The 18,980-nt window shown below is 71.0% G+C and carries 21 protein-coding genes and 1 pseudogene; 7 read left to right on the top strand and 15 right to left on the bottom strand.

Annotated elements, in window-relative coordinates; genetic code table 11:
• Window positions 1-108 precede the first annotated feature (108 nt).
• The 3 genes from AB0I71_RS01345 to AB0I71_RS01335 all read right to left on the bottom strand — a co-directional run bounded on the left by AB0I71_RS01345 (window position 109) and on the right by AB0I71_RS01335 (window position 3,234).
• A complete protein-coding gene (locus tag AB0I71_RS01345; protein WP_357581252.1) occupies window positions 109-855 on the bottom strand; it encodes an ABC transporter ATP-binding protein in 747 nt (248 codons plus the stop codon).
• Window positions 855-1,682 (bottom strand): ABC transporter permease, encoded by an 828-nt coding sequence (locus AB0I71_RS01340; protein WP_357581251.1) that lies wholly within the window; start codon window positions 1,680-1,682, stop codon window positions 855-857. The genes AB0I71_RS01345 and AB0I71_RS01340 overlap by 1 nt, the downstream gene beginning before the upstream one ends.
• A 118-nt stretch (window positions 1,683-1,800) precedes the next feature.
• The gene (locus AB0I71_RS01335; protein ID WP_357581250.1) at window positions 1,801-3,234 is read right to left on the bottom strand and encodes an L-serine ammonia-lyase; all 1,434 of its coding nucleotides are present in this window, start codon (window positions 3,232-3,234) and stop codon (window positions 1,801-1,803) included.
• 307 nt (window positions 3,235-3,541) lie between these two features.
• Between AB0I71_RS01335 and AB0I71_RS01330 the strand changes: the two genes are divergently transcribed.
• The gene (locus AB0I71_RS01330) at window positions 3,542-3,748 is read left to right on the top strand and encodes a PspC domain-containing protein (RefSeq protein ID WP_357581249.1); all 207 of its coding nucleotides are present in this window, start codon (window positions 3,542-3,544) and stop codon (window positions 3,746-3,748) included.
• Window positions 3,749-3,797: 49 nt separating this feature from the next.
• Here the strand turns inward: AB0I71_RS01330 and AB0I71_RS01325 are convergent, their stop codons facing one another.
• From AB0I71_RS01325 to pdxH, 7 genes are all read right to left on the bottom strand, one after another.
• Complete coding sequence (locus AB0I71_RS01325; protein ID WP_357581248.1) at window positions 3,798-4,544, bottom strand: DUF4230 domain-containing protein; 747 nt, start codon at window positions 4,542-4,544, stop codon at window positions 3,798-3,800.
• 98 nt (window positions 4,545-4,642) lie between these two features.
• Complete coding sequence (locus AB0I71_RS01320) at window positions 4,643-5,803, bottom strand: acyl-CoA dehydrogenase family protein (protein WP_357581247.1); 1,161 nt, start codon at window positions 5,801-5,803, stop codon at window positions 4,643-4,645.
• Window positions 5,800-6,105 carry a type II toxin-antitoxin system VapB family antitoxin gene (locus tag AB0I71_RS01315; protein WP_093404142.1) on the bottom strand — a complete coding sequence of 102 codons (306 nt, stop codon included), beginning with the start codon at window positions 6,103-6,105 and terminating at the stop codon, window positions 5,800-5,802. Before AB0I71_RS01315 ends, AB0I71_RS01320 begins: the two co-directional genes overlap by 4 nt.
• A 189-nt stretch (window positions 6,106-6,294) precedes the next feature.
• The gene (locus tag AB0I71_RS01310; RefSeq protein ID WP_357581246.1) at window positions 6,295-6,897 is read right to left on the bottom strand and encodes a nitroreductase family protein; all 603 of its coding nucleotides are present in this window, start codon (window positions 6,895-6,897) and stop codon (window positions 6,295-6,297) included.
• Window positions 6,898-6,940: 43 nt separating this feature from the next.
• Complete coding sequence (locus AB0I71_RS01305; RefSeq protein ID WP_357581245.1) at window positions 6,941-7,870, bottom strand: aldose 1-epimerase family protein; 930 nt, start codon at window positions 7,868-7,870, stop codon at window positions 6,941-6,943.
• A 38-nt stretch (window positions 7,871-7,908) separates the two neighbouring features.
• Window positions 7,909-9,222, bottom strand: a complete 1,314-nt coding sequence (locus AB0I71_RS01300) for an MFS transporter (RefSeq protein WP_357581244.1) — start codon at window positions 9,220-9,222, stop codon at window positions 7,909-7,911.
• Window positions 9,219-9,872, bottom strand: a complete 654-nt coding sequence (gene pdxH / locus AB0I71_RS01295; RefSeq protein WP_357581243.1) for a pyridoxamine 5'-phosphate oxidase — start codon at window positions 9,870-9,872, stop codon at window positions 9,219-9,221. The genes AB0I71_RS01300 and pdxH overlap by 4 nt, the downstream gene beginning before the upstream one ends.
• Window positions 9,873-10,126: 254 nt before the next feature.
• On the opposite strand from pdxH, the gene AB0I71_RS01290 reads away from it, so the two are divergent.
• The 3 genes from AB0I71_RS01290 to sepH all read left to right on the top strand — a co-directional run bounded on the left by AB0I71_RS01290 (window position 10,127) and on the right by sepH (window position 14,027).
• Window positions 10,127-11,233: a citrate synthase 2 gene (locus AB0I71_RS01290; protein WP_357581242.1), complete on the top strand. Its 1,107-nt coding sequence runs from the start codon at window positions 10,127-10,129 to the stop codon at window positions 11,231-11,233.
• A gap of 277 nt (window positions 11,234-11,510) precedes the next feature.
• Window positions 11,511-12,638, top strand: a complete 1,128-nt coding sequence (gene serC, locus AB0I71_RS01285; protein ID WP_357581241.1) for a phosphoserine transaminase — start codon at window positions 11,511-11,513, stop codon at window positions 12,636-12,638.
• A gap of 306 nt (window positions 12,639-12,944) precedes the next feature.
• Window positions 12,945-14,027 carry a septation protein SepH gene (gene sepH / locus AB0I71_RS01280; RefSeq protein WP_357581240.1) on the top strand — a complete coding sequence of 361 codons (1,083 nt, stop codon included), beginning with the start codon at window positions 12,945-12,947 and terminating at the stop codon, window positions 14,025-14,027.
• A gap of 120 nt (window positions 14,028-14,147) precedes the next feature.
• On the opposite strand, the gene thpR is transcribed toward sepH, so the two are convergent.
• The 5 genes and pseudogenes from thpR to AB0I71_RS01255 form a co-directional block, all read right to left on the bottom strand.
• Window positions 14,148-14,750: an RNA 2',3'-cyclic phosphodiesterase gene (gene thpR, locus AB0I71_RS01275; RefSeq protein WP_357581239.1), complete on the bottom strand. Its 603-nt coding sequence runs from the start codon at window positions 14,748-14,750 to the stop codon at window positions 14,148-14,150.
• A gap of 17 nt (window positions 14,751-14,767) precedes the next feature.
• Window positions 14,768-15,274: a hypothetical protein gene (locus AB0I71_RS01270; RefSeq protein ID WP_357581238.1), complete on the bottom strand. Its 507-nt coding sequence runs from the start codon at window positions 15,272-15,274 to the stop codon at window positions 14,768-14,770.
• Between the two features lie 117 nt (window positions 15,275-15,391).
• On the bottom strand, window positions 15,392-16,669 hold the full coding sequence (locus tag AB0I71_RS01265) for an MFS transporter (protein WP_357581237.1): 1,278 nt from the start codon (window positions 16,667-16,669) through the stop codon (window positions 15,392-15,394).
• Between the two features lie 81 nt (window positions 16,670-16,750).
• Complete coding sequence (locus tag AB0I71_RS01260; RefSeq protein WP_357581236.1) at window positions 16,751-17,200, bottom strand: MarR family transcriptional regulator; 450 nt, start codon at window positions 17,198-17,200, stop codon at window positions 16,751-16,753.
• Window positions 17,201-17,333: 133 nt separating this feature from the next.
• A pseudogene (locus AB0I71_RS01255) lies at window positions 17,334-17,891 on the bottom strand (NCS2 family permease); the annotation flags it as partial.
• A gap of 110 nt (window positions 17,892-18,001) precedes the next feature.
• Here AB0I71_RS01255 and AB0I71_RS01250 point away from each other — a divergent pair.
• From AB0I71_RS01250 to AB0I71_RS01240, 3 genes are read left to right on the top strand one after another with little or no spacing between them, the layout of a single operon-like run.
• Window positions 18,002-18,268: a hypothetical protein gene (locus AB0I71_RS01250; protein ID WP_357581235.1), complete on the top strand. Its 267-nt coding sequence runs from the start codon at window positions 18,002-18,004 to the stop codon at window positions 18,266-18,268.
• A complete protein-coding gene (locus tag AB0I71_RS01245; protein ID WP_357581234.1) occupies window positions 18,265-18,762 on the top strand; it encodes a hypothetical protein in 498 nt (165 codons plus the stop codon). Before AB0I71_RS01250 ends, AB0I71_RS01245 begins: the two co-directional genes overlap by 4 nt.
• Window positions 18,759-18,962, top strand: coding sequence for a hypothetical protein (locus AB0I71_RS01240; protein ID WP_357581233.1), 204 nt, complete (start codon window positions 18,759-18,761; stop codon window positions 18,960-18,962). Before AB0I71_RS01245 ends, AB0I71_RS01240 begins: the two co-directional genes overlap by 4 nt.
• Window positions 18,963-18,980 lie beyond the last annotated feature (18 nt).

Raw genomic sequence — 18,980 nt, 5'->3', positions numbered from 1 at the left:
TCGCGCCGGCCCGGCGCCACTGGGCGGCCAGCCGTTCGCCGATCGTCTCGCCGGTACCCGTCGGCAGGCTCGCGGCCGGTGATCCGGCGGCGAGCACGATCGCGAGGGTCACCGGGGGACCGCGTCGTGGTACGCGTCAAGCGCCTCGGCGATCGTGCCGTCGACGCTCAGCCGGCCCGCGTCGAGGAAGAGCCCCCGACGGCAGAACCGGGTCAGATCCTTTTCGTTGTGTGACACCAGCACCAGAGTGCGCCCCTCCCCGAGCAGACGATCGATTGTCGTGTAGCACTTCTTGCGGAACTCGGCGTCGCCCACCGCCGTCACCTCGTCCATCAACAGGATCGGGTGCGGCAGGTGAGAGATGATCGCGAAACCGAGCCGCACCTTCATGCCGGACGAGTAGTGCCGTACCGAGGTGTCGATGGCCCGTTCCACCTGCTCACCGGCGAACGAGACGATCTCGTCGAAGTGCCGTTTCAGATAGCCCGACGACAGCCCGTGCAGGCCGCCCACCAGGTACAGGTTCTCCCGCCCGGTCAGATCGTTGGAGAATCCGGCGGAGAGTTCCAGCAGTGGTGCCACGTCACCGGAGACCCGGATCCGCCCCTCGTCGGGGATCAGCACCCCGGCGATCAGCCGCAACAGGGTGCTCTTGCCGGTGCCGTTGCGGCCGATCACCCCGACGGTCTCCCCCGGCGAGATCGAGAAGGAGACGTCGCGCAGCGGCCAGAACCGGCCGTCGGAGGCACCCCGCGTACCCCGGTGGATGAACAGCTCCCGCAGCCGCAACTGCCGGCGGCGGTTGCGGACGAACCGGATGCCGAGCCCCTCGGCCTCAATGATCGCCTCACCCATCAGAGTTCCTTGAGCACTGCGGGTTCGAGCCGGCGGAACGCCCACCAGCCGGCCACGAACAGCAGCACGCTGATGCCGACGGTGGTGGCGAGCAACCGGGCGCCCGGAAACTCGTCCGGATACCAGACGGCGTGATGCAGCTGGAAGATGCCGACAAGCGGGTTGAGTTCGTAGGCCCCCTTGAGCCAGCCCGGCAGGCCGGAGTCGCGGACCAGGCTCAGCGGATAGATGATCGGCGTGGCGTAGAAGAGCACCCGGATGACCAGGCGCATGAACCGCTCCACGTCCCGCATCAGCACGTTGAACGCCGACAGCAGCAACGCCAGCCCGATCAACAGGATCGCCTGCACCAGCACCGCCAGCGGCAGGGCGAGCAGCGACCAGCCCGGTTCGATCCGGCCCTGCACCGTGTACCAGATCGCGATGGCGGCAAGGATCGGCAGTCCGGCGGCGTACTCGGCGAAGCGGCCGACGACGCGGCCGATCGGGAAGACCTGCCGGGGCACGTTCATGGTGGTGATCAGCCGGGACTGACCGGTAAGTGCGTGGGTGGCCTCGCTCAACGCCGAACTGGTCCACATCCAGGCGAAGATCCCGGTGATCAGGAACAGCGGGTACGACCCGGCCGCCTCGCCGAGATGCCGGTTGGTGTCGCGGGAGTAGAGCACGCCGAAGACGAACCAGTAGATCGCGCCCATGCCCAGCGGCTCGATCAACGACCAGAGGTAACCCAGCACCGACTGCTGGTACTTGACCGCCAGGTCGCGTCTGACCAGGATGCGCAGCGAATTTCGGTGCGACCACAACGCCCCGACGCCAGAGGTCACCGCCGTCTCCTGCCTGGTAAGAGCCTCGACCAGGACCCGCCTCGCCTCCACCGCCCCACTGCCGGTCGCCCTGAACGGACGACAGGTTAGCAGCCGGTGAACGCTGCCCGACGAGCGCTCAGCACTCGATCACGTTGACGGCCAGGCCACCGCGCGCCGTCTCCTTGTACTTCACCTTCATGTCGGCGCCGGTCTCCCGCATGGTCTTGATGACCTTGTCGAGCGAGACGGCGTGCACCCCGTCGCCGCGCAGCGCGAGCCGGGCGGCGGTGATCGCCTTGATGCTAGCCACCGCGTTGCGCTCGATGCACGGGATCTGCACCAGGCCACCGACCGGGTCGCAGGTCAGACCCAGGTTGTGCTCCATGCCGATCTCGGCGGCGTTCTCCACCTGGGCCGGCGTGCCGCCAAGCGCCTCGGCCAACCCGGCGGCGGCCATCGAGCAGGCCGAGCCGACCTCGCCCTGGCAACCCACCTCCGCGCCGGAGATCGACGCGTTCTCCTTGAACAGCACCCCGATGGCGCCGGCCGCCAGCAGGAACCGCACCACCCCCTCGTCGGAGGCGCCCGGCACGAACCGCGTGTAGTAGTGCAGCACCGCCGGGATGATCCCGGCCGCCCCGTTCGTCGGCGCGGTCACCACCCGTCCGCCGGCCGCGTTCTCCTCGTTGACGGCCAGCGCGAACAGCGTCACCCAGTCCATCACGTGCAGCGGATCCCCCACCGTGCCCGTGACCGGTCCGGCGGGCGCGGCTGCGGCCGGGGTGTGCGGGCCGCCGGTCAGGCCGGCGGCGTCAGCCTCCAGGCTGCGACGCAGTTCGGCGGCGCGGCGCCGCACCTTCAGGCCACCGGGCAGGGTGCCGTCCCGGGTGCAGCCGCGCTCGACGCACTCCCGCATGACCCGCCAGATGTCGAGCAGCCCGGCTCGGACGTCCGCCTCGGACCGCCAGGACACCTCATTCGCGAGCATGACCTCGCTTATCGAGAGCCCGGTCGCGGCGGTCACGTCGAGCAGTTGTGCGCCGGTGAGGAACGGGTACCGGACCGGGGTGCTGTCCGGCTTGATCCGGTCCGCGCCGGCCGCCGCCTCGTCCACCACGAACCCGCCACCCACCGAGTAGTAGGTACGCCTGCGCACCTCCGCCCCGCTCGCGTCGTACGCCGAAAAGATCATCCCGTTCGGGTGGTACGGCAACGACCGGCGGCGGTGCAGCGTCAGGTCCCGCTCCGGGTCAAAGTCGATCTCGTGCGTGTCGAGCAGGGACAACCGGTGTTCCGCCCGGATCCGGCCCACCCGCGCCTCGACGCCGTCCGTGTCGACCGTCTCTGGGGCCGCACCGGCCAGGCCGAGCAGCACCGCCCGGTCGCTGCCGTGCCCGTGCCCGGTGGCGCCGAGGGAACCGAACAGCTCGGCCCGCACCTGGGCGGTGTCGGTGAGCAGACCATCGGCCTTGAGCCCGGCGACGAAGGTACGCGCCGCCCGCATCGGCCCCACCGTGTGCGAGCTGGACGGCCCGATACCCACACTGAACAGGTCGAACACGCTGATCATGACTGTGCCTTCTCGCCGTCGCCGGTGTTACCGGTCAGCGGCCGGTCATGGTCGGCTCCTCGCTGCGGAGCCGGCCCGGTCATGGCCGGTACCCGGTACGGTCCGGCCCTGGTGGCGCCCGGGTGAGGGCGTCCGACCGGCGAGCCTACCCCCTGATCCCGGTGGTAGGCGTCGTCCGGAGCCCACGCGGGTAAGCACCTACGGGTCAGCGGGATGACCTTCCTCCTCGGGACCGAGGGCAGGACGGCCATCCGTCCCTAGCGTTGATTCCAGCAGCGGCGAAACGCCGCAGAGGGGAAGTACGACGATGAGTCGCAAACTGGTCCGCCCCCGCGAGGGGCGCATGTTCGCCGGGGTCTGCGCCGGTCTGGCGCGGCGGTTCGGGACGTCGGCCGGGTTGATCCGGCTGCTGTTCCTGCTGTCGCTGCTCCTGCCGGGCACCCAGGTGATCGTCTACCTGGCACTCTGGATCATCATGCCCAACGAGGACCGCCACCTGGTCGCCGGTCGCTGAGGCACCCGCCACCGACCGGGCCTGCCTCCGGTGGCGGGTGACCGGTCGGTCAGGGGGCGACGTAGCTGACGCTCACCTGCTCGAAGCCGAGCGAGCGGAGCAGCCCCTCCAGCATCTTGCGGGTGTTCTCCTCGGCCCGAGCGCTCAGGCCGCTGTCCCGGGCCGCTGCGGTGATCCGATCCTCGGCCAGCCGGTAGACCTCCTGCTGCCGGTTCGGGTCACCGCCGATCAGGTCGCCGACCCGGTTGAGCAGGCCGCGCTCCTCCGCGAAGACGTAGCTCTTCTCCAGGTCGAGGTTGGTCTCGCCCAGTTGCGGCGCCGGCAGCTTGATCTCGACCGACTTCCCGTCGGCCGACTGCACGATCGCCCCCTCGGTGAGGGTGCCGAAGTCGACGTACGCCTCGACGCTGCCCGACCCGACGAACAAGGTCCGCTGGTTGAGCAGCCAGTCCGGCACGTTACGCCGATCGTTCTGCAGGTCGACCACGACCTGGAAGTTGCCCTCGGCGGCCACGTAACGGCTGAGATCCTGCATCGACTCAAGCAGCGCGGGCTGAGAGCGGTCGGTCTGCTCCTTGGTGAACGGGTTGCGGAACTCGGGCAGGATCCCGGTGGTCTGCACGCCGAGCAGCACCACCACCGCGAGCGCCGCGGCGCCGAGCACCCAGAGCAGGGCACGGACCGCTGCGCCACCTGACTGCGGGGGCTGCGGTGGTGCGTCCGGGGCGTCCGTGAGCACATCGCCCTGGTCGGCAAACCTGCTGGTGGGCTCGTTGATGTCGCCGTCGCGTGCCATCGCCCTCACCGTCCTCGTCAGACGCGGTCTCTGGTGATGACGGTAAGCCCAACCTACGACAGCCGCTCGCCGAGTCCGTCAGATGGCGCGGGCCGGGTTCAGGTGAACGCCGAGACGCCGGTGAGCCGCTGCCCGACGACCAGCTGGTGGATCTCCGAGGTGCCCTCGTAGGTCAGCACGCTCTCCAGGTTGTTCGCGTGCCGCATCACCGGGTAGTCACCGGAGACCCCGTTGGCGCCGAGGATGGTCCGGCACTGCCGGGCGATGGCCAGCGCCTCCCGTACGTTGTTCAACTTGCCGACGCTCACCTGCTCGGGGCGCAGCTTTCCGGCGTCGGCCAGCCGGCCGAGCTGGAGAGCCAGCAGGTAGCCCTTGTTCCACTCGACCGCCATGTCGGCGAGCTTCGCCTGGGTGAGCTGGAAGCCGGCCAGCGGCCGACCGAACTGGGTACGGGTCGTCGCGTACGTCAGAGCGGTCTCCAGGCAGTCGCGGGCCGCACCGAGAGCACCCCAGACGATGCCGTGCCGGGCCTCGGTCAGGCAGCTCAACGGCGCCTTCAACCCGGTCGCGTCGGGCAGCTGGGCGTCCGCCGGCAGCCGGACGTCGTCGAGGGAGATCTCCCCGGTCAGCGAGGCGCGCAGCGACATCTTCCGGGCGATCTCCCTGGCCGTCACCCCCGGCGTGTCCATCGGTACGGCGAAGCCCCGCACGCCGGAGTCGGTGCGCGCCCAGATCACCGCCACATCGGCGATCGGCGCGTTGGTGATCCACATCTTGCTGCCGTTGAGCACCCAGTCGTCGCCGTCGCGCCGCGCCCGGGTGGCCATCGACGCCGGATCGGAGCCGTGATCCGGCTCGGTCAGCCCGAACGAGCCGATCGCCTCGCCGGCCGCCATCGCCGGCAACCAGCGCTCCTTCTGCTCCTCGCTGCCGTAACGCCAGATCGCGTACATGGCCAGCGAACCCTGCACCGAGACCAGCGACCGGACACCGGAGTCACCGGCCTCCAGTTCCAGGCAGGCCAGCCCGTACGCGACGGCCGTCGAGCCGGCGCAGCCGTACCCGGTCAGGTGCATGCCGAGCAGGCCGAGCTTGCCGAACTCGCGGGCCAGTTCGCGGGCCGGCACCTGGCCGGCCTCGTACCAGCCGGCGACGTGCGGGCGTACCAGGTCGTCCACCACCTGGCGCACGACGGCGCGGATCTGTCGCTCGTCCTCGGTCAGCGACGCGTCAAGGTCGAGCAGGTCCACCTGGGTCACTCGACCGCCTCGGCGAGCACGAACACCCGGGCGTGGATCTGGTTGCGCTGTTGCAGCGCGGCACGCAGTGCCCGGTGCAGGCCGTCTTCCAGGTAGAGGCCACCGTTCCACTGCACGACGTGCGGGAACAGGTCACCGTAGAAGGTGGAGTCCTCGGCGAGGAGTTTGTCCAGCGCCAGCTCGCGCTTGGTGGTGATGAGCTGATCCAGACGCAGCGGACGGGGCGGGATCTCCGCCCACTGCTTCAGGGTCAGGTTGTGCTCTGGATAGGGACGTCCGTCCCGGACCGCTCTGAAGATCACGACGGCACGCTCCCCTCCCCCTGGCCGGGTCGAACCACGACGCCGGGCCGCGTCGCGGCACAACGCCGCGACCTGCGGCGCCGATGACCGTGCCAGCGTAGCCCGACCCCGCACCCCACGTTCTGCTCCCTGATGCCAGTTTCGCCACCGGTCGTCCGGTTCTCAACCGGACGAAACCACCGGTTCGGGTCAGCTCCACCGCCCCCGCCGGACCACCTCGTCCACCGGACGACGGCCGCGACGCAGCGAAGGTGACCGGTGGTCGGGGGCTCGATAACCGATAGTGAGGGCACCGATCGGGTGGTACGCCTCCGGCACACCGAACGCCTCACGGTAGGACTCCAACCGCTGGGGCGGGATGCCGAAGAAACACGAACCCAGCCCCTCGTCCACCGCGGTGAGCATCATCAGCAACGCGGCGAAGCCGGTGTCGACGTACCAGTAGGGCACCGGCCAACGATCCGTCGACCGGTCCGCCCACCCCTTGTCCGGCTCGGCGTACCGCTCCAGGTAGACCGAGCGGTTGGCGTGCGGCACCACGACCAGCGGCGCCCGGCGCATCCCGGTGAGCCACCGCTCCATCCCGCCGCCCTCCGGGGTGCTGGCCGCCCAGAAGCGCTCCCGGTCCTCCGGTGACTCCAGCACCAGAAAGCCCCAGCCCTGTGAGAACCCGGCTGACGGGGCGCGCACCGCGTGCTCCAACAGCCGCTCCAGCACCTCCGGCGGGACCGGCCGGTCCGGGTCGTAGTTGCGCACCATCCGGCGTCGCCGGACCACCTCCGCGAACTCCACGCCGCACTCCTCCACTTGCCCCGCCCGGTAGGTGACCGGACGCTCAGACACCCGGCCGGATGCCCCAGGTCCCGCGCCAGATGTCGCCCGGTGCCAGGGTGATGAGATCCCGACCGGATCGGAACGCGTCCGGCGGGCAGGTCATCGGCTCCACCGCCACCGAGCGGCGGAACCGCTCGCCGGTGAGCGTGTCGCCGGTGAAGACCTGCCACCAGCCGAACTGGTCGTCCGCCCAGATCCGCAGCCCGGCCGATGTGTCCGGCCCGGTCAGCGTCACCGAGGAGCCACCGTCGGCGTCCCGGGTCACCTGCCCGAAGGCGAGGTCCAGCACCGCGTCGCCGATGCGCCGCGGCTCGGTGTAGTCGTATTCGGTACCGGCCACCACTGCCGCACCTACCGGCAGCAGCCGACCGTCCAGCATCAGCCGGGTCCGGCCGGGCACCCGCAGTGCGATGTCCTCCACCGACACCCCCGGCAGCCGCAGGTACGGGTGCACGGAGAAGCCGAAGGGCGCCACCTCGGTGCCGATGTTCGTGACCTCGTGCTCGGCACGCAGCCCGTCGGCCCCCACACTCCACCTGGTACGCAGCCGCAGCGGCCACGGGTACCCGGGCTGCGGCAGCAGGTCGTAGCCGACCGTGACCTCGTCCGGTCGCTGCTCGATCAGCTGCCACGACGCCCAGTTCACCAGGCCGTGGATAGCGTTGTGCCGCTCCGGCTCGGTCAGGTTCAGCTGCCGCGCCTGGCCCCCGAAGGTGTAGACGCCGTCGCGGATCCGGTTCGGCCAGGGGGCGAGCACCTGCCCCGCTGAGCCCGGGCACACCTCGTCGGTGGCGTACCCGTCGAGATGCTCGACCCCGTCCTGGCGGTAGGCGCGGAGCCCACCGCCCACCTCGACGATCACCGCCTCGTGACCGGCGGCTGAGATGCTCCACTGCGCTCCCGACAGGGGAAGCGGATCGCGGCTGTCCATGTCGCCAGACCCTAGCCGTCGGCGCCGTTGTTCGCTCGTCACGGTCGGCGGCCCTCGCCGTGATCGTGCTCGCCGTCCCCGGTCGGTGGCCGGTAGCGGGTCAGCGCCGGGAACGCCACGGCGAGCAGCACCGCGAGCACCGCCGCCGCGACACCGCCACCGACCCAGGCCACCCCACTGCCGAACCCGGCCGCCATCGCACCGGCACGCAGATCGCCCAGGCGCGGACCGCCGGCCACCACCACTGTGTTGACGCCCTGTAGCCGGCCGCGCATCCGGTCCGGTGCGTAGATCAACAGCATCGACTGCCGTACCACCGAGCTGACCAGGTCGGCGGCGCCGGCCAGCACCAGCAGTACGACCATCAGCCAGAGCTGGCCGGCCAACCCGGCCAGCGCCACCGCGACACCCCAGCCCACCACGGCGAGCACCAGCACCAGCCCCTGCCGGCGTACCCGGCCGATCCAACCCGAGACCAGGCCGGCGAGCAGCGAGCCGATCGCGATGGAGCTGTAGAGCCAGCCCACCGCCGCGCCGCCACCGAACCGTTCGGTCGCCACCTCGGGGAAGAGGGCCCGGGGGAAGGCGAACACCATCGCGATCAGGTCGATGGCGAAGGAGAGCAGCAACACCGGACTGCCGGCCAGGTACCGGACCCCGTCGACGATGCTGCGCAGCCCCGCCTGCCGGGGCCCGCCGTCCGGATCGGGCTCCGGCGGCATGGCCGGTAGCCGCAGTGCCGCCCAGACCAGCGCGGCGAGCAGCGTCGCGTCCACCGCGTACGCGACAGGCAGGGCCACCCCGAGGTCCCAGATCGCCAGGATCAGGCCGGCGGCCAGCGGTCCGAGCACCGCTGTCGCCATCGCGGTGGTGAAGTTCAACGTGGTGGCCGCGGGCACCAGCTCGGTCGGGACCAGCCGGGCCACGAGCGCCCCACGGGCCGGACCGGCGATCGCGAACGACACCGAACTCAATGCGACAAGGGCCAGCAGGAGAACCGGGCTACCGACGCCGAGCAGCGCCTGGGCCAGCAGTCCCAGCACAGCCACCCAGAGCAGGACGGAGCCGCCCAGCAGCACCCGCCGCCGGTCGATGGCTTCGGCGACCGCGCCGCCCCAGAGCCCGAAGACCAGCAGCGGCACGAAGGCGGCGATGCCGAGCAGACCGACCCAGAGGGAGTCCTCGGTGAGCGCGTACATCTCCACCGGAACCGCGACGGCGGTGAACTGGAAACCGAACATCGCGATGGCGTTGCCGAGCCAGAGCCGCCGATACGATGGCACCCGCAGCGGACGCAGATCGATCGCCCAGCGGCGCTGCTCGCGCGGCCGGTCGGTGCTGCCGACGGTCACGGTGCCAGCCGCTCCACGACCCAGCCCGCACCGGTACGGCGGAACCGGAGCCGGTCGTGCAGCCGGCTCGCGCGGCCCTGCCAGAACTCGACCGAGTCGGGACGCACCCGCAGCCCGCCCCAGTGCGGCGGAGCGGGGATCGGGTCCACGTCGGCGAAGCGCTCCGCCGCGGCCCGGTACGCGTCGTCGAGGGCAGCCCGGTCCGGCAGCACCGACGACTGGGCGCTGGCCCAGGCACCAAGTTGCGAGCCGCGTGGTCGGCTGGCGAAGTACGCCTCCGTCTGCGCCCGGTCGAGTCGTTCCACCGGACCGGCGACGATCACCTGCCGCTGCATTGGAAACCAGGGAAAGAGCAGACTGGCGTACGGGTTGGCGGCCACCTCGGCGCCCTTGCGGGAACCGTAGTTGGTGAAGAGGACGAAACCCTCCGGGTCGTACCCCTTGAGCAGCACCGTCCGCGCGCTCGGCCGCCCGGCGGCGTCGGCGGTGCCGAACACCATGGCGTTCGGCTCGGGCAGCCCGGCGGCGACCGCGTCGGCGAACCACCGGTCGAACTGGGCGTGCCAGTCGGCGGCCAGTTCGCTCTCCGTCAGGCCGGACTCGGCGGCGTACTCGTGCCGCATACCGGCCGGCGCCGGTGTGTCCCCCATCACGTTCCCGTTCCTCCCCCGTCGGGCCGGTACGCGCCCGGCGACCAGCCCGTCCGGCCCAGTCTTATCGGTGCCGGGAGGGGCCCGGCAAGCGGGATGTCGCCAGCAGCACATCGACAGCGTCTCGCGCACCCGGTCACCAGCAGGCAAGATGTCACGAACACATCCCTGAGGGTCGCCTAAGGCGCTCACCCGGCCGGGGCCGGGACACCGAGCCCGGGCGGGCGCACCGACCACACACCAGGAGCAGTGAGATGGCCGATTTCAAACCCGGACTTGAGGGCGTCGTAGCCTTCGAAACCGAGATCGCCGAGCCCGACCGCGAGGGCGGTGCGCTGCGCTATCGCGGGGTCGACATCGAGGACCTGATCGGCCAGGTCTCCTTCGGCAACGTCTGGGCGCTGCTTGTCGACGGCCGCTTCGGCCCGGGCCTGCCGCCGGCCGAGCCGTTCCCGGTGCCGGTGCACTCCGGCGACATCCGGGTCGACGTGCAGTCCGCCGTCGCCATGCTCGCTCCGTACTGGGGCCTGCATCAGCTGCTTGACATCTCCGACGAGCAGGCCCGCGAGGACCTCGCCCGGGTGTCGGTCACCGCTCTCTCCTTCGTCGCCCAGTCCGCTCGCGGGCTCGGGCTGCCGGCGGTCCCGCAGAAGGAGATCGACAAGGCGGAGACGGTCGTCGAGCGTTTCATGAAGCGGTGGCGCGGTGAGCCGGACCCCCGGCATGTCAAGGCCGTCGACGCCTACTTCATCTCGGCCGCCGAGCACGGCCTGAACGCCTCCACCTTCACCGCCCGGATCGTCGCCTCCACCGGCGCGGACGCCGCCGCCTGCATCTCCTCAGGCATCGGCGCGCTCTCCGGCCCGCTGCACGGCGGCGCGCCGTCGCGGGTGCTCAGCATGCTGGAAGCGGTCGAGCGCAGCGGTGACGCGGAGGGCTACGTCAAGGGGGTGCTCGACCGGGGCGAGCGGCTGATGGGCTTCGGCCACCGGGTCTACCGGGCCGAGGACCCGCGCGCCCGGGTGCTCCGCCGCACCGCCAAGGAGCTGGGTGCTCCGCGTTTCGAGGTCGCCGAGGCTCTGGAGAAGGCCGCCCTCGCCGAGTTGCAGGCCCGCCGGCCGGACCGGGTGCTCGCCACGAACGTCGAGTTCTGGTCCGCCGTGGTGCTCGACTTCGCCGAGGTGCCGGCGCACATGTTCACCTCCATGTTCACCTGCGCCCGGATGGGCGGCTGGAGCGCCCACATCCTGGAGCAGAAGAAGCTCCAGCGGCTGGTCCGGCCCTCCGCCCGCTACGTGGGCCCGGGCACCCGCAAGCCGCATGAGGTTGACGGCTGGGACGCCGTCCCGCACGACGTCTGAGATGCAGCGAAAGGGCCCCTCCGCCAAATGGCGGAGGGGCCCTTTCCGACTCGCTCGGGCAGCAGGCCAGGTCAGGTGGTTGTGGCGGACGCCTCAGGGTTCAGGGTGGGACCAGCGCCCGGACCGGCGGGGACTGGTGGGAGGATGAAGTCCGGCAGCGCTGCCGGACGGGCTCCGACCCGGCGGCAACGCCGTGCGACCACGCACGCGCCCGCCGTCGGTCCACGCCCATTCTGCTCACCCGGGCCCCGACCCATGCGGAAGGATCTTGAACACCGTGGCTGACGCACCGACCATCCGGATTCCCGACGAGATCAAGCCCGCCGACGGCCGATTCGGCTGCGGGCCGTCCAAGGTCCGTCCGGCGGCGGTCTCCGCGCTCGCCGAGGTGGCCACCAGCTACCTGGGCACCTCGCACCGGCAGAAGACCGTCCGCGACCAGGTAGCCCGGTTGCGCTCCGGCATCGCCCAGTTCTTCTCCCTCCCCGAGGGCTACGAGGTGGTCATCGGCAACGGTGGCACCACCGCCTTCTGGGAGGTCGCCACGTTCGGCCTGATCCGCGACCGGGCCCAGTTCGCCAGCTTCGGCGAGTTCGGCGCCAAGTTCGCCAAGGCCGTCAAGGACGCGCCCTTCCTCGGTGAGCCGACGGTCCGCAAGTCCGACGCGGGCAGCGCCCCGGCCCTGGTCGCCGAGGCGGGTGTGGATGTCTACGCCACCCCACACAACGAGACCTCGACCGGCGTGGCGGTGCCGATCGGCCGGGTGGCCGGCGCGGACCCCGGCTCGCTGCTGCTTGTCGACGCCACCTCCGGTGCCGGCGGGCTCGAGGTGAACGTGGGCGAGACCGACGTCTACTACTTCGCCCCCCAGAAGTGCTTCGGCTCCGACGGCGGGCTCTGGCTGGCCCTGATGTCGCCGGCCGCGCTGGAGCGGGCCGCCGAGATCAAGGCGTCGGGGCGGTACATCCCCGCGTTCCTCGATCTGGTCACCGCGATCGACAACTCGCGGCTGGAGCAGACGTACAACACCCCGGCGCTGGCGACCATCTTCCTCGCCGCGGAGCAGACCGACTGGATGAACTCCCAGGGCGGCCTGGCGTGGGCGGCCAAGCGCACCGCCGAGAGCGCCGCGATCGTGTACGGCTGGGCCGAGCGCTCGTCCGTCGCCACGCCCTTCGTCACCGACCCGGCGCTGCGCTCCAACGTGGTCGCCACCATCGACTTCGCCGACGGGGTGGACGCCGGCGCGATCGCCAAGGCGCTGCGGGCCAACGGCATCGTCGACACCGAGCCGTACCGCAAGCTGGGCCGCAACCAGCTGCGGGTCGCGCTCTTCCCGGCCGTCGAGCCGGCCGACGTCGAGGCGCTGACCGCGTCCATCGACTACGTCGTCGAGCGGCTGTAGTACACCCGAGGGGCACGACCACCGGCCCGGCACCCCGATCGGGGGTGTCGGGCCGTACCCTTCGACGCCCCGGCGGTCGACCTCCGGCACCCCGGCGGCCGTGCTGTCGCACCACTTAGGCCTGTGCACCGCGCCACTGTCGGCCTTCGACAACTGACCCGCCACACAGCCGCGGAGCAGGTGGATCCGCCGCTTACCCGGGCGTGGCGTCTCCCACCGAGGGACGGATGGGCGTACCGTGGAGCGCAACGCCCCGGGTGGCCGGCTCGTGGCGTACGGCCAGCGAAGCGGGACGGAGGCAACGCGATGCGCCCAGTACGCTTCGTCGCCCTCTCCGAGGACGGCCAGGCCCTGGTGCTCGCCGACGAGGTCGGGCGGCTGCTCGCCCTGCCGTTGGACGAGCGTATCGCCGGAGCGCTGCACGCCGAGCCGGGTACGCCCACGCTCGCGGTGGCACCGGCCGCCGCAGATCCGGTGCCTTCCCTGTCTCCTCGGGACATCCAGGCCCGGATCCGCTCCGGTGAGTCCGCCGAGGACGTCGCCCGGATCGCCGGTGTCCCGGTCGACCGGGTGCTCCGCTACGCCGGGCCGGTGCTCCAGGAGCGGGCGATGCTCGCCCAGCATGCCCGGCGTACCCGACTCAAGGGTGCCGAGAAGCCCACGCCTCTCGCCGAGGTGGTGAACGGTCGGCTCGCCCAACACGGGATCGACACCGAGAAGATCTCCTGGGACGCGTGGCGTCGCGACGACGGCACCTGGCGGATCGTCGCCACCTGGCCGTCCGGCAAGGCGACCGCCCAGGCGGTCTGGGATCTGGACAAGACCCGGCAGTCGGTAACCCCGCACGACGACATGGCGCAATATCTCTGCGCCGAGCGCCCGACGCCGATCCTGGGCCAGGAACCTGCACCGGAGCGGGGCGGTCACGCCCTGCCCGGCCCGTCGCGTGGCGAGCCGAGTCGGGGTGGGCACGGGCTGCCGTCGCCCGCCGAGCCGGGACGCTCCGGTCGTGACCCGATCCGAGCCGGCCGTGACGCCCTGCTCGCCTCCCTCGACCGGCCGCTCGGCTCGTCCTCGGGCCGTGGTCTCGAACCGCGCTCACCGGCCGCGCTCGCCGGCGGTCAGGACGCGCAGCGCCAGCGGGCGGTCACCGGGGGCGCCGCGGCACTGCTCGGCGGTGGTCAGGGCTCGGCCTTCGACGACGACGCGGACGCGCCCAAGGAGGTCCCGGCCGTGCCCTCGTTGGCGGTGCTGCGCCCCCGCCGGACGAACACACCGACCGGTGGTGCCTCGGAGTCAAACGAAGCCGGCGGCAAGCCGCGCAAGCGTCTCCCCAGCTGGGACGACGTCCTCTTCGGCACCGGCCCCGCAGCCCGCGAGTCCTCCTAACCCACGCCCGCCCTCCGCCGCGCCGATCTTGCACTTTCTGTCGGGACATCAGGCTGATGACGGACGTTTCACCGACCAAGGGTGCAAGATCGCGGGAAGTCGGCGGGGGCGGGGGTGGGTTCAGAGGGGCCAGGTGGCGAGTTGGTGATAGGTCGACGGGGGTCCGGGCCGGCTGTGCACAAGCACCAGTTCGCTGGACGGCCAGGGCGGGCCTAGGTAGCTGTCGAGCGTGGCCAGGTCCGCCTCGATGTCGGCGTGCGGCACCCGGTCACCCGGACGGGCGATGGTCAGGTGCGGTCGGAACGGCTTCTCGTCGCCGGGGAATCCGGCTGCGGTGAGTCCGGCGCGTACGGCGCCGGCCAGCGCCCCCAGCCGGGCGACGTCGCCGCGTACGTCGACCCAGAGCACCGTGCTTCGGCCCCAGCCGAACCGACCACCGCCGCCCAGCCGCAGCACCGGCGGGCCGTCGCACCCGGCGGGCGTCTCCGCCCCGGCACCGCGGCGAGCAGCCGCCACGGCGCGTGAGAGGACCTGCCGCAACTCGGCCAGCCGCGCGGGATCGATCTCGCCGAGGAAGGCGAGCGTGAGATGGGCCCTGGTCGGGTCGACCAGCCGGACGTTCGTGCCAGCGGTCGAGGCCGCCGCCAGGCGCAACTCGGCCAACCGGGTGGTCAGGTGCGCAATGGCCTCGACCGGTGGGTAGATCGCGATGAAGAGTCGCACCTGTCACAGGGTGGCAGCTAATGGTTCCGCTCGGGTTGCTCGGGGCGGGCGGCCGGCAGCCGTAGGCCGGCGGCGTCCAGTTCGGCCTCGACCCGTACCCGTTCGATCTGCCGGTCGATCCCGGTCAACTCGGTGAGATGCTCGGTGATGCCCAGCGCCCGGCAGGCCAGGCGGAGTCGGTCGTCGTACGCGTCGAGCACGTCGCTGTGCCACACGACCGGTCTGCTGCCGCCGGCCCGGTCCCGGCGCAGACACCGCAGGTCGGCGGCGATCTGCTCCAGTGGCCGCCGATCGACCCGATCGAGCGCGTCGAGGTCGATCCGGTCGGCGACCGCGACCGCGTCGGCGGCCTCGTTCAGCCGGGCGATCAGACGCCGTTCCCGGCGCCGCTGCCGCCACTCGCCGTATCCACAGGTCAGCCGGTCGACGACTTCGTCAGTGCAGATGACCAGCGCGATCAGCACCGGCACGAAGACCACGGCCGCCAGCGCCACAGCCAGGAGCAGTAAGCGTAGGACCTCCACCCATCGAAGCTATGCCGCTGCGCAGCGTCACGTAACCGATTTTCCGTATTCGGCGCGCCCGGGGACGCCGAGGGGGTGGGACGACGAAGCTGCGTGCCGCCCCACGGCCGGAAGCGGTCACACCTCGGTCACGTAGAAGCGGGGCAGCGGAAGGATCCGGAACCGCAGCCGGGCCCCGGCCCGGCGCAGCTGCCAGGCCAGCGCGAGCAGCGCGGTGGTCAGCGAGAGCAGGCCGCCGGCCCAGATGCTGGCGCCGGCACCGAAGGTCTCCGCGACCCAGCCGATGATCGGCGCGCCGACCGGGTTGGTGCCCAGGAACACCAGCACCCACAGCGCCATCACCCGCCCGCGGAACGCTGCGTCGGTGCCGAGCTGCACCCGCTGGTTCGCCGCCTGGGCGAAGTAGACCATGAAGAAACCGGTCGGCGGCAGCAGGGCCACCACCATCCAGTACGCCGGGGCCAGCCCGACGAGCGTGCCGAAGCTGGCGCAGCCGATCGCGGCGCCCAGCACCAGCCAGACCGAAGGGCGGCTCCGTCGCCCGGTCCCGGCCAACGCGCCGATCAGCGCGCCGACCGCGAGCGTGGTGCTGAACAGCCCGAACGAGGCCGCCCCGGTGTTGAAGACGGTCTTCGCCAGGGCCGCCAGCGTCAGCTGGAAGTTGAACAGCGACATCCCGATCACCGACATCACCACCATCGGGAGCAGCAGATCGGGGCGGCGGCCGACGTAGCGCAGCCCGTCGAGCACGGTCGCGGCGGCCCGCTCGTCCCGTGGTGGCAGCGGGTCCCGATGCAGTTCGGCCGGACGCATCTTGATCACCGTGACCAACGGCGCGATCGAGCTGAGCGCGGTGAAGAGGAAGACCGGCCCGACGTCGAAGGCCGCGATGGCCAGGCCGGCCACGGCCGGTCCGACGATCCGGGCGGAGTTGAACACGGCCGCGTTGAGCGAGAGCGCGTTGGGCAGCAGCGACGTGCCGACCAGCTCGGAGACGAACGCCTGCCGTACCGGGGTCTCCACCGCGTTGGCCACACCGAGCAGCGCGGCGAAGACGAAGACGTGCCAGAGCTGAACCAGGTCGGTGAGGACCAGCACGCTCATGGCCAGCGACAGCACGGTCCAGAACGCGTTGGCGACGAAGAGGAGCATCCGCTTGTCGTACCGGTCGGCGAGCCGACCGGAGAGCAGCGTGAGCAGCAGCACCGGGGTGAACTGGAGCGCGACGACCACACCGAGCGCGGTGGCCGAGTCACCGGAAAGCTCGAGGACCAGCCAGTCCTGGGCGATGAACATCATCCAGACACCGATCAGCTTGACCAGTTGCCCGAACGCGAAGAGCCGGTAGTTACGAACCTGTAGGGACTGGAACATCGTGCTCAGCCTTGCCTGCACTCTTGGTGCGCCTCCTCGCGGTCGTACGCGTCGTCAACGACGGACGGCACGGCGCGGGGCGCACACCCGGTGTGCGCGGCGTCAGGCGTGGGAGATTCGCTGAAGGATCTCCGCGGCCCGGTGCAGGATCTCCCGGTCGGTGTCACTCAGCTCGGCCAGCCGGCGGGCCAGCCACTCGTCCCGGACCCGCTCGAACTGGTCGAGCACGGCCCGACCCCCCTCGGTTGTCGCGAGGATGACCTGCCGGCCGTCGGTCGGGTGCGGGGTGCGCTGCACGAGGCCGCGCTCCTCCAGCTTCGCGACGATCTTGGTCATCGTCGGTGGCTGCACCCGTTCGACGTCGGCGAGTTCCCGCGGCGTGAGCGCGCCCGCCAGCCGAAGACTGGTGAGCGCGGACAGTTGGGTGACCGTGAGGTCACCAACCGGCCGGGCCTGGCGGACCCGCCGGTTCAACCGGGTGATCGCATCACGCAGCTGAAGGGCCAGCTGCGCCGGTGGCATGCTCTGAGCCGTCACCGTCCGCTCCGTCACGATAGTTAGCCTAACTAATTAGCTGACCGAGCCGCAGCGGATATGACCATGCTCACCCCGACGTTTCTCCTGCTCCGGGCCGGGCGTGCGGATCACGTCACGCGGATCACACAAACCCGGCCCGGGGGAAGAGTCAGAAGAGCAGCGCCTCGATCGGACCGCGCAGGAAGTACACCACGAACAGCGCCGCCACCGCGTACAGCAGCGGGTGGATTTCCCGGGACTTGCCCTTCGCCAGCTTGACCACCACGTACACGATCAGGCCCGCCCCGATCCCGTTGGAGATCGAGTAGGTGAACGGCATCAACACGATGGTGAGGAAGGCCGGGATGGCGATCTCGTAGTCGGACCAGTCGATCGTCCGCACCGCGGTCATCATCAGGAAGCCGACCACCACCAGTGCGACCGACGCCGCCTCGAACGGGACGACCACCACCAGCGGCGCCAGGAACATGGCCAGCAGGAAGAGCACGCCGGTGACCAGGTTGGCCACGCCGGTCCGGGCACCCTCCGCGACACCTGCGGCACTCTCGATGTACGACGTGTTGCTGGAGACGCTGGCCGCACCACCACTGGCCGCCGCGATCGAGTCGACAAGCAGGATCTCGCGGGTGCGCGGCGGGGTGCCCTGCTCGTCGAGCATGCCGCCCTCCTGACCGACGGCCACCATCGTGCCCATCGTGTCGAAGAACAGAAGTCGTAGCACGCCTACTAGCCAGATGGCGCGCACCGGGTTTGAAGCAGCCACTTCGCCCCCGGCACGACTTGCCCACGCACCCTGCTACGAAGGGAACGGGACCGATGGGATCCTCCCAGACACTCAGCACACACACCAGCGAGACGAACGACACGCCGACCGCCGACCCGATCGCCGCCGACGCCATCGCCAGCGCCACCACGCTGGACTTCGCGCCCGCCTACCTGGCCGGCTACTTCGGCGAGGCGGTCCGGTACGCCGCCGAGCAGTACCCCGACGACACGAACCTGCGCCGGGCTGCCGCCCTGTTCCAGGCGTGGAAGGACCGGGCGTACGACTCGGCTGCGACCATCGCCGGGGGTGCCAAGTGAACGCCCCCCGCACCAGCCTCACCGACGCGCCGACCCTGATCCTGCCCACCGGCATCACCAGCCGGAAGGACACCATCCAGCCCGCCTACCGTGGCCGGGCCGCCGTAACCACCGCCGCCAGCCTGCCCACCGAGATCCTGGCGATCCTCGACGACCGCAGCCTCTCCGGTGCCGGCCGCCTGTACGCCATCCGCAAGGCCGCTGCCGCGTGTCTGCCGCTGCCGCCTTGCCCCGACTGGTGTGACGGCGACTGCAACAGCCCCGACCCGGGGGTGGTCGACCACTACTCGAAGCCGTGGACCGGTGAGGACCAGTACGACGGCGCGAAGTGGCACATCCAGGTGACGCAGCGGTACACGGTCGACGGTATCGAGCCGGCCGTCATCGACGTGGTCGGTGTGGAGGGCACGTTCGGGTCGCTGGCTGCGATGGCTTCGGATCTGCTGGCCGCTGACACGTTGGCGAAGTACATCAACGCCGGTGGTGCGCGGTGACGTACCTGATCGAGCTGTTCGACGAGCCGGGCCACCTGATCGGCACGCATGTGACGTCGGCTGTCGACGGTTTGGACGCCCAGGCTGTGGCCCGCGCCGATGTGGCCGCTCAGGGTGCCTGCTTCGCCGAGGTGCACCAGTCGGATGGCTGCGGCGGGCACGTCTTCTACGCGACCGTTTCGGCCGCCTCCACTTTCTGATGCTGGGTTTCGTCTTGC

This window comes from Micromonospora sp. NPDC049891, from assembly GCF_040660295.1.
In the GTDB taxonomy this organism is placed as follows: Bacteria; Actinomycetota; Actinomycetes; order Mycobacteriales; family Micromonosporaceae; genus Micromonospora.
This window is presented reverse-complemented; position numbering and strand designations above follow the sequence as displayed.

Bases quoted from the DNA above. Each gene is read 5' to 3' on its own strand.
- AB0I71_RS01290 (WP_357581242.1), top strand. From the start codon at position 10,127: ATGGCCGATTTCAAACCCGGACTTGAGGGCGTCGTAGCCTTCGAAACC.
- sepH (WP_357581240.1), top strand. From the start codon at position 12,945: ATGCGCCCAGTACGCTTCGTCGCCCTCTCCGAGGACGGCCAGGCCCTG.
- AB0I71_RS01330 (WP_357581249.1), top strand. From the start codon at position 3,542: ATGAGTCGCAAACTGGTCCGCCCCCGCGAGGGGCGCATGTTCGCCGGG.
- AB0I71_RS01250 (WP_357581235.1), top strand. From the start codon at position 18,002: ATGGGATCCTCCCAGACACTCAGCACACACACCAGCGAGACGAACGAC.
- AB0I71_RS01345 (WP_357581252.1), bottom strand. From the start codon at position 855: ATGGGTGAGGCGATCATTGAGGCCGAGGGGCTCGGCATCCGGTTCGTC.
- AB0I71_RS01335 (WP_357581250.1), bottom strand. From the start codon at position 3,234: ATGATCAGCGTGTTCGACCTGTTCAGTGTGGGTATCGGGCCGTCCAGC.
- pdxH (WP_357581243.1), bottom strand. From the start codon at position 9,872: ATGGGGGACACACCGGCGCCGGCCGGTATGCGGCACGAGTACGCCGCC.
- AB0I71_RS01325 (WP_357581248.1), bottom strand. From the start codon at position 4,544: ATGGCACGCGACGGCGACATCAACGAGCCCACCAGCAGGTTTGCCGAC.
- AB0I71_RS01305 (WP_357581245.1), bottom strand. From the start codon at position 7,870: ATGGACAGCCGCGATCCGCTTCCCCTGTCGGGAGCGCAGTGGAGCATC.